The organism is Pseudomonas sp. Q1, from assembly GCF_009935975.1.
GTDB lineage: Bacteria > Pseudomonadota > Gammaproteobacteria > Pseudomonadales > Pseudomonadaceae > Aquipseudomonas > Aquipseudomonas palleroniana.
On sequence record NZ_QODI01000001.1, the window covers coordinates 604,522 to 618,325 of the forward strand.

At 61.2% G+C, this 13,804-nt stretch carries 13 protein-coding genes; 6 read left to right on the forward strand and 7 right to left on the reverse strand.

Annotated features, from left to right (window positions below):
* Positions 1-51 precede the first annotated feature (51 nt).
* From accC to DK870_RS02565, 5 genes are all read right to left on the reverse strand, one after another.
* Positions 52-1,413, reverse strand: coding sequence for an acetyl-CoA carboxylase biotin carboxylase subunit (gene accC / locus DK870_RS02545; RefSeq protein WP_060755021.1), 1,362 nt, complete (start codon positions 1,411-1,413; stop codon positions 52-54).
* Between the two features lie 17 nt (positions 1,414-1,430).
* Positions 1,431-1,895, reverse strand: coding sequence for an acetyl-CoA carboxylase biotin carboxyl carrier protein (gene accB / locus DK870_RS02550; RefSeq protein ID WP_060755020.1), 465 nt, complete (start codon positions 1,893-1,895; stop codon positions 1,431-1,433).
* Between the two features lie 24 nt (positions 1,896-1,919).
* On the reverse strand, positions 1,920-2,375 hold the full coding sequence (gene aroQ / locus DK870_RS02555) for a type II 3-dehydroquinate dehydratase (RefSeq protein WP_010213488.1): 456 nt from the start codon (positions 2,373-2,375) through the stop codon (positions 1,920-1,922).
* Between the two features lie 293 nt (positions 2,376-2,668).
* Complete coding sequence (locus DK870_RS02560; protein ID WP_161547812.1) at positions 2,669-4,630, reverse strand: methyl-accepting chemotaxis protein; 1,962 nt, start codon at positions 4,628-4,630, stop codon at positions 2,669-2,671.
* A 53-nt stretch (positions 4,631-4,683) separates the two neighbouring features.
* Positions 4,684-6,354 carry a PleD family two-component system response regulator gene (locus DK870_RS02565; RefSeq protein ID WP_060755018.1) on the reverse strand — a complete coding sequence of 557 codons (1,671 nt, stop codon included), beginning with the start codon at positions 6,352-6,354 and terminating at the stop codon, positions 4,684-4,686.
* A gap of 388 nt (positions 6,355-6,742) precedes the next feature.
* Between DK870_RS02565 and DK870_RS02570 the strand changes: the two genes are divergently transcribed.
* The 4 genes from DK870_RS02570 to speA all read left to right on the forward strand — a co-directional run bounded on the left by DK870_RS02570 (position 6,743) and on the right by speA (position 10,869).
* Entirely contained in the window at positions 6,743-7,720 is a 978-nt protein-coding gene (locus DK870_RS02570; RefSeq protein WP_372241630.1) for a DUF2333 family protein, read from the forward strand.
* 2 nt (positions 7,721-7,722) lie between these two features.
* Complete coding sequence (locus DK870_RS02575; protein ID WP_161547813.1) at positions 7,723-8,259, forward strand: NUDIX hydrolase; 537 nt, start codon at positions 7,723-7,725, stop codon at positions 8,257-8,259.
* A gap of 182 nt (positions 8,260-8,441) precedes the next feature.
* Entirely contained in the window at positions 8,442-8,813 is a 372-nt protein-coding gene (locus tag DK870_RS02580; protein WP_060755015.1) for a translation initiation factor Sui1, read from the forward strand.
* Positions 8,814-8,955: 142 nt separating this feature from the next.
* Positions 8,956-10,869: an arginine decarboxylase gene (gene speA / locus DK870_RS02585; RefSeq protein ID WP_060755014.1), complete on the forward strand. Its 1,914-nt coding sequence runs from the start codon at positions 8,956-8,958 to the stop codon at positions 10,867-10,869.
* A gap of 49 nt (positions 10,870-10,918) precedes the next feature.
* On the opposite strand, the gene DK870_RS02590 is transcribed toward speA, so the two are convergent.
* Both DK870_RS02590 and DK870_RS02595 read right to left on the reverse strand, forming a co-directional pair.
* Positions 10,919-12,262, reverse strand: coding sequence for an MATE family efflux transporter (locus tag DK870_RS02590; protein ID WP_161547814.1), 1,344 nt, complete (start codon positions 12,260-12,262; stop codon positions 10,919-10,921).
* Between the two features lie 3 nt (positions 12,263-12,265).
* A complete protein-coding gene (locus tag DK870_RS02595; RefSeq protein ID WP_060755012.1) occupies positions 12,266-12,559 on the reverse strand; it encodes a hypothetical protein in 294 nt (97 codons plus the stop codon).
* Between the two features lie 179 nt (positions 12,560-12,738).
* Between DK870_RS02595 and DK870_RS02600 the strand changes: the two genes are divergently transcribed.
* Positions 12,739-13,047 (forward strand): MazG-like family protein, encoded by a 309-nt coding sequence (locus tag DK870_RS02600; RefSeq protein WP_003188211.1) that lies wholly within the window; start codon positions 12,739-12,741, stop codon positions 13,045-13,047.
* Positions 13,040-13,789: a methyltransferase gene (locus DK870_RS02605; protein WP_161547815.1), complete on the forward strand. Its 750-nt coding sequence runs from the start codon at positions 13,040-13,042 to the stop codon at positions 13,787-13,789. The genes DK870_RS02600 and DK870_RS02605 overlap by 8 nt, the downstream gene beginning before the upstream one ends.
* Positions 13,790-13,804 lie beyond the last annotated feature (15 nt).

Sequence of the window (13,804 nt, forward strand, 5' to 3'; positions counted from 1 at the left end):
CAGGCCAGAAACAACAAAGCCGCCCGAAGGCGGCTTTGTTGGGTAGAGCACTTACTGGTTGGCCAGCTTGTGTTCCAGGTAGTGAATGTTTACACCACCTTCGCAGAAGCCTTCATCACGAACCAGGTCCCGATGCAGGGGGACGTTGGTCTTGATGCCGTCGACCACGATTTCGTCCAGGGCGTTACGCATGCGGGCCATGGCCTCGTCGCGGGTCGCGCCCCAGGTGATCAGCTTGCCGATCAGCGAGTCGTAGTTGGACGGAACCTTGTAGCCGCTGTACAGGTGCGAGTCGACGCGAACGCCGTTGCCGCCGGGAGCATGGAAATGCTTGACCAGGCCTGGACTTGGGATAAAGGTTTTTGGGTCTTCGGCGTTGATCCGGCACTCCAGGGAGTGACCGTGGATCTTCACGTCGTCCTGGGTGAAGGACAGCTTATTGCCAGCGGCGATGCTGAGCATCTCCTTGACGATGTCGACACCGGTGACCATCTCCGTGACCGGATGCTCTACCTGCACACGAGTGTTCATCTCGATGAAGTAGAAGCGGCCGTTCTCGTAGAGGAACTCGAAGGTGCCGGCGCCACGGTAGTTGATGTCGATGCACGCCTTGACGCAGCGAGCCAGCACTTCCTGGCGAGCCTTTTCGTCCAGGCCCGGTGCCGGAGCTTCTTCCAGTACCTTCTGGTGACGACGTTGCAGCGAGCAATCGCGGTCGCCCAAATGGACGGCGTTGCCCTGGCCGTCGGAGAGTACCTGCACTTCCACGTGACGTGGGTTGGTCAGGTACTTTTCCAGGTAGACCATCGAGTTGCCGAACCAGGCACCGGCTTCGGCACGGGTCTGTTTGGCCGCTTCGATCAGGTCTTCTTCCTTGTGCACCACACGCATGCCGCGACCACCACCACCACCAGCGGCTTTGATGATCACCGGGTAACCGACTTCGCGACCGATGCGCAGGGCGGTTTCCTCGTCTTCAGGCAGCGGGCCATCAGAACCTGGAACGGTTGGCACGCCGGTCGCAATCATCGCGTCCTTGGCCGACACCTTGTCGCCCATCAGGCGGATGGTGTCGGCTTTGGGGCCAATGAAGGCGAAGCCGGACTTTTCCACCTGTTCGGCGAAGTCGGCGTTTTCCGCGAGGAAGCCGTAGCCCGGGTGGATGCCATCAGCGCCGGTCACTTCCGCGGCCGCGATGATGTTGGAGACTTTCAGGTACGAGTTCGAGGCCAGTGGCGGGCCGATGCAAATGCTTTCGTCCGCCAGCTTCACGTGCATCAATTCGGTATCGGCCGTCGAGTAAACAGCGACGGTCTTGATGCCCTCTTCCTTACAGGCGCGCAGGATACGCAGCGCGATCTCGCCGCGGTTGGCGATCAGGACTTTTTGCAGTTTCTTCGCAGGTTTCAACATCGAAGGCGCTCCGCGGTTCAAACGATGGTGAACAGCGGCTGGTCGTACTCAACCGGCTGACCGTTTTCTACCAGGATGGATTCAATGACGCCGGCTTTTTCAGCGGTGATGTGGTTCATCATCTTCATCGCTTCAACGATGCAGATGGTGTCACCCACTTTCACGGTTTTGCCGACTTCAACGAAGGATGGCGAACCCGGTGCCGGGGTACGGTAGAAAGTACCGACCATTGGCGACTTGACCACGAAACCGTTCAGCGCAGGTGCGGCTGGGGCGGCAGGTGCAGCAGCGGCAGCGGGTGCGGCGGCCGGAGCAGGTGCGGCGGGAGCCGGTGCCTGCATTTGTGGTGCGTAGTAGGGTTGGGCCGGAGTCTTGCTGTGACGGCTGATGCGTACGGACTCTTCGCCTTCCTTGATTTCCAGCTCGTCGATACCGGATTCTTCCAGCAGTTCGATCAGTTTCTTAACTTTACGGATATCCATGAATCATCAACTCCCAAGGGTCGGTCAGGGGCGCTTGGCCGGTTGTTCAAGTTGTTCCAGGGCGGCCTCCAGGGCCAGTCGGTAACCGCTGGCGCCAAGGCCGCAGATCACTCCTACCGCTACGTCGGAGAAATAAGAGTGATGGCGGAAAGCTTCGCGTTTATGCACGTTGGACAAATGCACTTCGATGAATGGGATGCTCACCGCCAGCAATGCGTCACGTAATGCAACGCTTGTGTGTGTAAAAGCGGCGGGATTGATCAGGATAAAGTCCACGCCTTCACCGCGAGCGGCATGGATACGATCAATCAATTCGTACTCGGCATTGCTTTGCAGGTAGAGCAGATGGTGGCCGGCTTCACGGGCCCGTCGCTCAAGATCAAGGTTGATCTGATCCAGGGTCACTGCCCCATAGACGCCCGGTTCGCGGGTGCCGAGCAGGTTCAGGTTGGGTCCGTGAAGAACCAGTAAGGTCGCCATCGGCTGTTCCTTGTTATGGATGGGGTACGGCAGAACCCGGCGACTATGCCGCAAAGCCTTTGTGACTGTCCAGTTCTATGCAGTAGGCGGCACGATTAGCGAGGATAGCGCAAAGTTTGTGACTGCGCCGCAGGATCCGGTCATTGGCGGCACACTCCGAATCCAACGAACATCAACTGTGGGAGGGGGCTTGCTCCCGATTGCGGTGGATCAGTCATGGATACTGAGACTGACACTCCGCAATCGGGAGCAAGCCCCCTCCCAAATTTATCCTCATATGGTGTTGGAACGGCTCAGACGCGGAAGGCTTTGACTGCCGTATTGAGCTGGCCTCCCAGCACCAGCAGGTGCTCGCCCTGACTGCGCCCTTGGCCGATGCGCTGCAGGTTGTCCTCACCCAGCTGGTGAATCCGCTCGCTGTTATCGCGAATCTCGCTGACGGCGCCGCTCTGTTGTGCCGTCACATCGGCGATGCGCACTGCCGTGTCGGAGATGGTCTGGATCGCCCCGACGATTTCATCCAGCGCGCCATCCGCCGCCTGGGCTTGCTGGGCTGTGGCTTCGGCGTGTTCGACCTGGGCGCGCATGCCTTGCACCGATTGGTGGGCAGCGGTTTGCAGGCCGGCGATCAGGTCCTGGATCTGCGCCGTGGCGCCCGCCGTGCGTTGGGCCAGGGAGCGCACCTCATCGGCGACCACGGCAAACCCGCGCCCGGCCTCACCCGCGCGGGCGGCCTCGATGGCAGCGTTGAGCGCGAGCAGGTTGGTCTGGTCGGCAATCGAGCGGATCACCGTCAGCACGCCGCCAATCGTGGCGGACTCCTCGGCGAGTTTTTCGATCATCTGCGCATTTTGCTGCACTTCGCCGACCAGCGAATGCAGCCCGGTGAGGCTCAAGCCGATCACCCGTTGACCCTGTTCCACAGCCTGGCCCGCGCTGCGGCTGGCGTCGGCGGCCTGGCTTGCATCACCCGCCACTTGCTGGATGGTGGCTTCCAGCTCGCCCAGGGAGTCACGAATCTGCGCCGTATCGCCCGCCTGACGCTCGGCGCCGTCGTGAAGGCCGCTGCTCAGCTCGGCGAGGGTACGGCTGGTGCCGGCAACTTCCTCGGCATTGCCGCGAATGGTGCCGACTAAGTCCACCAGGTAGGCGCGCAGACGGTTCAGGGAGGCTTCGATGTCGTGCAGTTCGCGGTTGGTCTTGCCCAGGGCGATCGGTTGGCCGAAGTCGCCTTCGGCCCAGGTCGAAAGCGCCGGGGCAAGATGGGTCAGCACCCGCGCCAGGCGCCGTTGCAGGGTATCGATCAACAATGCGATCAGCAGGATCAGGCCGATCATCACGCCCTGCATCAAGCGTACTTCGCCTTGGATCTTGCCGTGTTGCGCACGCACCACGGGCTCCAGGCCGGCGATGGCTTGCTGCACGGCGGCGATTTTCAAATGGGTGGCCGTGGCGAGGTCGGCCCGTTGCTGGATCTGCTCGCGGGTGCGCTTGAGTTCGGCGGGGTAGCGGGTCAGCAGGCTGTTGAGTTCGCGCTTGAGGTCGACGCCGGTGTCTTGCGCTTCGGTCTTTTCGTTGTTTTCCAGGCCCATCATGGCGGAGAAGTCATCGGCGCTGGATTCGCTACTGGCCTTGACGCCCAGCAGGGGCAATTGCGCCAACCGTTCGGCCTGGGTGCGGATGCTGCCCAGCTCTCGCTCTACATCGTCGGCCAGTTCGGCGCGCCCGCTGCTGACCAGCTTATCGCGGGCCAGGGATAATTTGCCCAGGTGCTGGGACGCGTCCAGCAGCGGCGGCAGGTAGCGCGCCGCCTCAGGCGAGTTGACGCCCATCGCGTACTGGCTCAGTTGTTCCAGGTTCGCACCCACTTCACGTTCGGCTTGCAGCAACAGCGCTTGCGGGTCACCCGCCAGTTTGCCGGCGGCCAGCAGGTCGGTTTTGCTGAACGCATCAAGGTCAACGAGGCTGGGGCGCAGGTTCTGCGCGAGCTCCGCCGGCAGGTCATCCAGATGCTGCAGCAGGCTTTCCAGGCTCTGGCCGGCACTGCTCAGGCGCAAGGCATCACCGCTGGCCAGGTAATCGTCGATATTGCGCGCGGCCTGGTTCTGAAAGGTCTGGGACAAACCCAGATAACGCTCCATCAACAGGTAAGGTCGTTCCAGCGCCCGTTGCGACCACCAGAGTGTCGCACCCAGGGCCAGGCACACGGCCACCAATAGAAGGGTATTGAGATTGGTCAGCAGCTTCAGGCGCATGCGGGGTTTCAACCGACGGCGAAAGATAAGTGCCTGAAGTTATTGCGTTTCTATTACATAGTTATGACGGAATCAGTGGATTCCGGTGAAAAAGTGGCACTTTGCCTTGTCGTGCGTGCGGCCAGTACGCGGTTGCGTCCGGCATCCTTGGCGCGGTACAGCGCCTCGTCGGCCTGGGCGGCCATCATCAAACTGTCGGAGCCATCACACAATTCCACCAGGCCGGCGCTGAAGGTGCACCACAAATCCTGGGGTTGGGCCGGGTAATGAATTTCGGCAAAGCGCCCGCGGATTTCATCCAGCACCTTGCAGGCCGATTCCAGGTCGGTGTCGGGCATCACGATGGCGAACTCTTCACCGCCGTAGCGCCCGATATAGTCGGTCTTGCGCAAGCGCTGCTTGAGAAACAGCGCCAGGCTCTTGATCACGCGGTCGCCCATAGGGTGGCCGTGGCTGTCATTGACCCGTTTGAAATGGTCGATATCGAGCATGGCGAAGCTCAACGGCTTGTTCTCGCGCCGCGCGCGGAAGCTGCAGTCTTCGAGCAGTTGCAGGATATGGGTGTGGTTATACAGGCCGGTCAGGCTGTCGCGCACCATCCGCGCCTTCAAGTTGCGCGCACGCGCGGCGCGGTTGCGCACGGTGGTGATCAGGTGGCGCGGCTTGATTGGTTTGGTGAGGAAGTCGTCACCGCCTTCGCTCATGGCGTCCAGCTGTTTGTCCAGGTCATCCTCGGCCGACAGGTAAATGATCGGCACGCTGACGTAGCGGTCGTTGTGGCGGATCACCTTGGCCAGTTCGGTGCCGGTGCAGGCGGGCATGTACATGTCGAGGATGATCAGGTCTGGCTGGAAATCCGCCAGTTCAGCCATGGCCTGGATCGGTTCGATCAGGGTGCGGGTGACGATACCGGCACTGTTGAGCAGCCGCTCGGTGTGCAATGCCTGGGCGCGTGAGTCATCGATGATCAGGACTTTATAGGGTTCGTACTGGGCAACGCAGGTCAGCACTTCGATCTTTTCCAGCAGGCTTGAGGCTTCCAGCGTGCCGGTGAGGAACTCCTGGCCGCCGGCGCGCACGGCGGCCAGGCGGGTCGGGGTGTCGGTTTCATGCAAGCTGAAGAACAGCAGCGGCAGCTTTTGCTCCAGGCCCTCCTGGGCTTCGGCGGCGAGCTTGAGGCCCTGGCCTTCGCCGCAGAAGTCCACATCCATCACGATGGCGGACGGCAGGCGCTCGGCCATGGACGCCCGAAAAGCCGCGATGCTGTCCAGGGACTGGGCGCTCATGCCAAAGAATTCCAGCTGCTTGGCAAGGCGCTCGGCGCGGTCGTGATCGGCCAACATCACGTAGATCGGCTTGCGCATCGGTGGCAGGAAGGTTTGTTCCAACTGGTCGCCCTGGCGCAGACCGGTGCGTGACAGGCGTTGCATCAGGCGGTTGAGTTCGGTGATCAGTTGGCTGCTCAAGCGCCCGCGATTTTCGTCCACAGCCTGCAGGGACTCGCCGATATGCCGTGCCAGCTGACCGTGCTCCGGCTGTTCGAAGCGCTCGGCAAAGCGCAGCAGGCGCAGGTTGGCTTCGCTGAGTTCGGAAAAATCGGCGTTCGACCATTCACTGCGTTGCAGGCGTTGCCAGATCTCAAGAATTTGACGTGCCTGATGAATTACCCGCTGGGCAAAATGGTGCTTGAGACGCTCACGGCTGGGGTCTTCTGGCTCGGTCATATCCTGACTACTAGTGAGGGTGCATGCTGAGGTCGACTGATGGCTCTATGCTAGCACCTCTTTTATGTTGCATGAGTGTCATACGTCAATTAAGTGCAAGTCTCTGCCATTCAGTTTTTGACCGAGTGGTCGCGCAGCGTAAAAAGCGTGCATCCTTTATAGTCGAATCTGCCTGTGTGCCACTTTCGTTTAAAAGGCCCGCACCGGCGGGCACGATGGGGTAGGGTTGTGGTCGGAGTGTTTGAACGCACCCGGACAATTGATGTGCATGAACTCAAGTGATTGAAAGGATATCGCCATGCTGGACTGGAAAAACCGTGAAGGCAGTGCCAAAGGCCCCGCCCCTGAGCCCAAGTCGGCCAATCGTGGCTACTTTCGCAACCTGCTGATGAGCAAAGCCTTGCTCAGCGTGTTGGGCTTGTACCTGTTGGTCACCGGTGCCCTGGGTTGGTACTGGAGCGAAGAGCCGGCGCTGTTCCCGGTCCAGCAAAACGCCCAGCTTGCCGCCGAGAAGGAAGGCAAGCAGATGGTGGTGGGCTACACCACCGTTGAAACCCTCAAGACCGTGGTCGGCACGTTGCTGAACAAGCCCGGTGGCTACATTTCCAACGATCGTTTCCCGCCTGGCCTGTGGATGGACAACATGCCGAGCTGGGAGTACGGCGTACTGGTACAGGTGCGTGACCTGACCCGCGCCCTGCGTAAGGATTTTGCCCGATCCCAGTCGCAGTCGGCTGAAGACGCCGATCTGGCCAAGGCCGAGCCGCGCTTCAACTTCGACAACAAGAGTTGGGTGCTCCCGTCCAGTGAGTCGGAATACCAGGAAGGTATCAACTCCCTGAGCCGCTATGAAGCGCGCCTGTCTGATCCGAACCAGCGCGGCGCGCTGTTCTATGCGCGTGCCGACAACCTGAACAACTGGCTGGGGGATGTCGCCACCCGCCTGGGTTCGCTGTCGCAACGCCTGTCGGCCAGCGTGGGCCGGGTCAAGCTGAACACTGCACTGAAAACTGAAGCCCTGGCTCCAGGTGAGGTGCCGCAGGTCGATGAAGAAGTGGTGGAAACGCCGTGGATGCAGATCGACAACGTGTTCTACGAAGCCCGTGGCCAGGCGTGGGCATTGTCCCATTTGCTGCGCGCCATTGAAGTCGACTTTGCCGATGTGCTGGCCAAGAAGAACGCCACCGTCAGCGTGCGTCAGATCATTCGTGAGCTGGAGGCCTCGCAGGAAACCGTTTGGAGTCCTATGATCCTTAATGGCAGTGGTTTCGGCGTTCTCGCCAACCACTCGTTGGTGATGGCCAACTATATTTCCCGGGCAAACGCTGCAGTGATCGATTTGCGTCAGCTCCTCAACCAGGGTTGATGATGGACGCTATTCCAAACGAGGCCGCGCACCGCGCGGCCTCTGATGCTGAACTGATCTGCTGGGTCGACAGGCAAGACAACCTGCTCGGCCACCTCGTCAGGTCTGACCTGCGCCAGCGCGGCCTGATCGGCCGTTGCACCTTTATCTTCCTGTTCAATTCGGCAGGTTTGCTGTGTGTGCACCGACGCACCCTGAGCAAGGCGTTGTATCCCGGGTTCTGGGACACGGCGGCGGGTGGCATGGTGGCGGCAGGCGAGTCCTACGCTGAATCGGCGGCGCGGGAGCTGGAAGAAGAACTGGGCGTCGCCGGGGCGGTACTGACCGAGCACGATCACTTCTTCTTTGAAGACGGCGACAGCCGGCTTTGGTGCAAATCCTACTCCGCCGTGTGGGATGGCCCCCTGCGGTTGCAGCCCGAGGAGGTCATGGAAGCACGCTTTTTACCCATTGAAACCGTGCTGCTGGAGGCTGAGCAAAAGCCTTATTGCCCGGACGCTCAAGAGGGCCTGCGGCGCTATCTGGCCTCGCGTCGCTAAAGTTGTATAAATTGGCGCCATTTGGCTCTTAGCAAGTCGGCTTTTTGTGGTTACACTGCGCGACTTTTCACCCGAACCACCCTGTGCGGTTCGGTAGCGCTGCCCCTGCCTGAGTGGGGCTTCGCGGTCGGTGACCTCTTCGCAGGTACCGATCTGTCTTTGTCCTCCCAAGAGGATTGCCGGTGGCCAAAAAAGCCGCATCCTTCGCCGCCCTTGGTGGCCTGGTATTTTCCACCGACGCAGGTCGACACTGCCCGGACTGTCGTCAGCCCGTGGCCGCTTGCACCTGCAAACAGACCCTGATCCCTGAAGGCGACGGCATTGCCCGCGTGCGACGCGAGAGCAAAGGCCGTGGCGGCAAGACGGTGACGACCATCACCGGCGTACCGCTGGCCGAAGATGCCCTGAAGGAGCTGGCCACGACGCTGAAAAAGCGCTGTGGCACCGGTGGCGCGTTGAAAGACGGCGTCATCGAGATCCAGGGCGATCACGTCGAGTTGCTGTTGGCCGAGCTGATCAAGCTCGGGTACAAGGCCAAGAAGTCCGGCGGCTGAAAGCCTCTTCCCGACCTGTGTCTAAACTCTGTCCTGCGAGCGGGGTCTACCTCTCTTACAGGCAAATCGTCATTTTAATTCTTTAGACTGCGCCAGCCTCAGATGGGGGCGGTGCCTTCGACTTCATTTATAGGGGACTTCGATGTCCGTACGACGCACACGCAAAGACGATGGCAGCCAATGGACAGTTGCGGACAGCCGCAGTGTTTACGGGATTCGCCATTGGGGGGCCGGGTATTTCGCGATCAATGATGCCGGTCGCGTTGAAGTCCGTCCGAACGGCCCGAACAGCACACCCGTCGACTTGTACGAGCAAGTCGACGAGTTGCGCAAAAGCGGCTTGTCCTTGCCGCTGCTGGTGCGCTTTCCTGACATCCTGCAAGACCGCGTGCGCCAACTGACCGGCGCGTTCGATTCGAACATCGAGCGCCTGGAATACCAGAGCAAGTACACCGCGCTGTATCCGATCAAGGTGAACCAGCAGGAAGCGGTGATCGAAAACATCATCGCCACCCAGAACGTGTCCATCGGCCTGGAAGCCGGTTCCAAGCCTGAGCTGCTGGCCGTGCTGGCCCTGGCACCGAAGGGCGGCACCATCGTCTGCAACGGTTACAAGGACCGTGAGTTCATCCGCCTCGCGCTGATGGGCCAGAAGCTGGGCCACAATGTATTTATCGTGATCGAGAAAGAGTCCGAAGTCGGCCTGGTGATCGAAGAGGCCGCGAGCCTCAAGGTCAAGCCACAGGTTGGCTTGCGCGTGCGTTTGTCGTCGCTGGCGTCGAGCAAATGGGCGGACACCGGCGGCGAGAAATCCAAGTTCGGTTTGTCGGCGGCGCAGTTGCTGTCGGTGGTCGAGCGCTTCCGCGCTGCCGGCCTGGACCAGGGCATCCGCCTGCTGCACTTCCACATGGGCTCGCAGATCGCCAACCTGGCCGACTACCAGCATGGGTTCAAGGAAGCCATCCGTTACTACGGCGAGCTGCGCAACCTCGGCCTGCCGGTGGACCACATTGACGTCGGCGGCGGCCTGGGCGTGGACTACGACGGTACGCACTCGCGTAACGCCAGCTCGATCAACTACGACATGGACGATTACGCCGGCGTGGTAGTGGGGATGCTCAAGGAATTCTGCGATGCGCAGAGCCTGCCGCACCCGCACATCTTCTCCGAAAGCGGCCGCTCGCTGACCGCGCACCACGCCATGCTGGTGGTACAGGTCACCGACGTCGAGAAACACAACGACGACGTGCCGCAGATCGAGAACAAGGAAGCGCTGCCGGAGACCGTGCAGTGGCTGGTCGACCTGCTCGGCCCGACCGACATCGAAATGGTCACCGAAACCTACTGGCGCGCCACGCATTACATGAGCGACGTGGCCGCCCAGTACGCCGACGGCAAGCTGACCCTGGCCGAGAAAGCCCTGGCCGAACAATGCTACTTCGCCGTGTGCCGCCGCCTGCACAACTCGTTGAAGGCGCGTCAGCGCTCGCACCGCCAGGTGCTGGACGAACTCAACGACAAGCTGGCCGACAAGTACATCTGCAACTTCTCGGTGTTCCAGAGCCTGCCGGACACCTGGGCTATCGGCCAGGTGCTGCCGATCCTGCCGCTGCACCGCCTCGACGAAGAGCCGCTGCGCCGTGCGGTATTGCAGGACCTGACCTGCGACTCCGACGGCAAGATCAAGCAGTACGTCGATGAGCAGTCCATCGAGACCAGCCTGCCCGTGCACGCCCTGAATGAAGGTGAGGACTACCTGCTGGGTATCTTCCTGGTGGGCGCCTACCAGGAAATCCTGGGAGACATGCACAACCTGTTCGGCGATACCGATTCGGTGAACATCTACCAGCGCGAAGACGGTTCGGTGTACAGCGCCGGGATCGAGACCCATGACACCATCGAAGACATGCTGCGCTACGTGCACTTGTCGCCGGAGGAGTTGATGACGCACTACCGTGACAAGTGCGCCAGCGCGAAGATCAGTGCGAGTGAACGTACCCAGTTCCTGGATGCATTGCGTCTCGGGTTGACTCGCTCGTCTTACCTGTCGTCGTGAGTCGATAGCGGTTGAGCAAAAACCCACCTTCTCAGGTGGGTTTTTTATTTCATGACCCGACCAACCAGCGATTCTGCGTGTTCAGGCGCCAGCCGATGAATGCCAGGGTCAGGCTGCGCAGCGCCATGAAGAGCAGGAAGGTTATCCACAGGCCGTGGTTACCCATGCCCTGCAACGCCCAGGCGAATGGCAATGTCAGCAAGACCGTCAGCAGCATGCCATTGCGCATTTCCCGTGCCCGCGTTGCGCCGATGAACAGGCCGTCCAGCAGGTAACTCCAGACGGCGATCAACGGCAGCACGGCCAGGTAGGGCAGGTAGCGGTCGGCGGTTTCGCGCACACTGGTGATATCGGTTTGCATGGCGATAAACAGGTGGCCGCCGAAGGTGAACAGTACGGCGAATCCCGTACTGGCGATCAGTGACCAGCCGCCGGCTACCACCAGTGAGCGACGCAAGGCCTGGCGATCATGCGCACCAATGGCGTGACCGCACAGCGCTTCCACCGCGTGTGCCAGGCCGTCCAGCGCGTGAGCCGTCAGCAGCAGGCCGTTGAGCAGCAGTGCATTGGCCGCCACGGTGGCGTCACCCAGGCGCGCACCTTGCACCGTGATCATGAAAAACACCGATTGCAACGTGAGGCTGCGGATGAAAATGTCGCGGTTGACCGCCAGCAGCGGGCGCCAGCTTTTCCACCGCGTCAACGCCGCCCAGGCGATATGCCCGGGGTAGGCGCGCAGGGCTTTGTGCGTCATCGCCAGGCCGAGCAGGGCGCCGGCCCACTCGGCCACCACCGACGCTCGCGCCGAACCGACTACCCCCCAATCCAGGCCAAGCACGAACCACAGGTTCAAGGCGATGTTGACCAGGTTGGTGGTCAGCAGGATCGCCAGCGGTGCACGGGCGTTCTGGGTGCCGAGGAACCAGCCCACCAGCGCATAGCTGGCCAGTGCGGCGGGCAGGCCGAACAGGCGGGTGTGGAAGAATTCGCGGGTCAGCTCAGTCAGTTCGGGGGACGGTTGCATCCATTCCAGGGCCAGATGGCTGAGGGGAATGCCGACTGTGCCCAGCACTATCGCCAGGCCCAGCGCGAGCGACAGACCTTGCAGCAGGATTTGCCGCAACGCCGCGCCATCGCCGCGCCCGGCGGCTTGCGCGGCAAACCCGGTGGAGCCCATGCGCAAGAACCCCATGGCCCAGGCGAGAAAGGTATACAGGCTGGCGCCAACGGCCACGGCGCCCAATTGATGGGCGTGGGGCAGGTGACCGATGACCATGCTGTCCACCAGGGCCACCAGCGGCACGGAGATATTGGACAGGATCATCGGTGCGGCCAGGGCCCAGACGCGACGATGGGTGGAACGGTGGCGCCAGTCGGTGAGTAGGGTATTCAATTATTAATGCACGACCCAGCTGAGCAGCCAAAGGCCCAGCATCAGCCAGATGATCCCGACGATGATCGACGCCCGCATAAATGCGCGCACCGCCGAGTACAACAGCATCAGGCCGATGATCAGGGTAATGATGCTGATGATCGAGGTGTCCATGCCCAAGGTGCGTGACAGTCCATCGACGAAGTTGCCACCGGCGTTGGTCAAGGCACCGAATAGCCCGCTGAGTCCGTCGACGATAAAGCGGATGATGGAACCGAGCGCCTGGCCCAACCATCCGAAAAAGCTTTCTACCTGCATGTGTGTGCCCTGATGAGAGAGTGGACGTTGCTGTGCCTTGGGTTGCGATTGCGCCCGGCGAGTTCCCTATAAGCATAGAGGTTTGCCGCGTGGTAATCATGGGCTGTGTTGGGCGTCGCTGGATTCACTTGCCTTGATGGCTTATCCGCCCGAAGCTATACGCCTTCAGGAGCCCGCGCATGAACCTCGAACACCTCACCGAACGCTTGCATCGCATCCGCGATACCAACGATTGGAAGCAATTTCACAGTCCGAAAAACCTGGCCATGGCCGCCAGTGTGGAAATGGCCGAGCTGGTGGAAATTTTCCAGTGGCTGACCGAAGACCAGTCGCGCCAGTTGCCCGCGGACAAACTCGCCCACGCCGGCCAGGAAGTCGGCGACATCGTACTGTACCTGTTGTTGCTGTGCAGTGAGTTGGGCCTGGACATGAACGAGGTGGTGCGCGCCAAGCTGGCCGATAGCGAACGGCGGTTTGCCCATGAGTGACCGTCATTTCGACCAACTGGCCACACGGTTCGCCGAGAAGATTTATGGCGGTGCCAAGGGCGCCATTCGCCTGGCCGTGCTGCAGGCCGACCTGAGTGAAGCGCTGCCGGATCGTCCGTTGCGCGTATTGGACATCGGTGCGGGCCTGGGGCACATGTCGCTGTGGTTGGCCGAGCGCGGCCATGACGTGACGTTGGCCGAACCTGCCGAGCCGATGCTCGAGGGCGCTCGTCAACGTTTTGCCGAGGCCGGGCAGGCCGCGACTTTTATCCATGCGCCCTGGCAGGACTTGCTCGGGCAACTCACCGAGCCCTATGACCTGGTGCTGTGCCACGCCGTGCTGGAATGGCTGGCCGAACCCCACGCGATCCTGCCGGTGCTGCACCAACTCACCGTGGCTGACGGCTGGCTGTCGCTGGCGTTCTACAACCGCGATGCGCTGATTTATCGCAACCTGCTCAAAGGCCACTTCCGCAAGATGCGCAAGAACGACATGGCCGGCGAAAAGCAGAGCCTCACCCCGCAACAGCCGCTTGATCCACGGGAGTTGGCGGCGCAACTTGAGGGGCTGTGGCAAGTCGAAAGTCAAAGTGGCGTGCGGGTGTTCCACGACTATATGCCCGTGGAGTTCCAGGCCCGTGCCGACCTGCAGGATTTGTTGGAGATGGAACTCGCTCATCGTCGTCACCCAAGCTTTGCCGGACTTGGGCGTTATTTACACTGGATCTGCCGTCCGGTTTGAGCGGCCCAGTTGCGG

Excerpts from the sequence above, each read along its gene's own strand:
- accC (WP_060755021.1), bottom strand. The coding sequence starts at position 1,413 with ATGTTGAAACCTGCGAAGAAACTGCAAAAAGTCCTGATCGCCAACCGC.
- accB (WP_060755020.1), bottom strand. The coding sequence starts at position 1,895 with ATGGATATCCGTAAAGTTAAGAAACTGATCGAACTGCTGGAAGAATCC.
- aroQ (WP_010213488.1), bottom strand. The coding sequence starts at position 2,375 with ATGGCGACCTTACTGGTTCTTCACGGACCCAACCTGAACCTGCTCGGC.
- DK870_RS02560 (WP_161547812.1), bottom strand. The coding sequence starts at position 4,630 with ATGCGCCTGAAGCTGCTGACCAATCTCAATACCCTTCTATTGGTGGCC.
- DK870_RS02565 (WP_060755018.1), bottom strand. The coding sequence starts at position 6,354 with ATGACCGAGCCAGAAGACCCCAGCCGTGAGCGTCTCAAGCACCATTTT.
- DK870_RS02570 (WP_372241630.1), top strand. The coding sequence starts at position 6,743 with ATGAGCAAAGCCTTGCTCAGCGTGTTGGGCTTGTACCTGTTGGTCACC.
- DK870_RS02575 (WP_161547813.1), top strand. The coding sequence starts at position 7,723 with ATGGACGCTATTCCAAACGAGGCCGCGCACCGCGCGGCCTCTGATGCT.
- speA (WP_060755014.1), top strand. The coding sequence starts at position 8,956 with ATGTCCGTACGACGCACACGCAAAGACGATGGCAGCCAATGGACAGTT.
- DK870_RS02595 (WP_060755012.1), bottom strand. The coding sequence starts at position 12,559 with ATGCAGGTAGAAAGCTTTTTCGGATGGTTGGGCCAGGCGCTCGGTTCC.
- DK870_RS02600 (WP_003188211.1), top strand. The coding sequence starts at position 12,739 with ATGAACCTCGAACACCTCACCGAACGCTTGCATCGCATCCGCGATACC.
- DK870_RS02605 (WP_161547815.1), top strand. The coding sequence starts at position 13,040 with ATGAGTGACCGTCATTTCGACCAACTGGCCACACGGTTCGCCGAGAAG.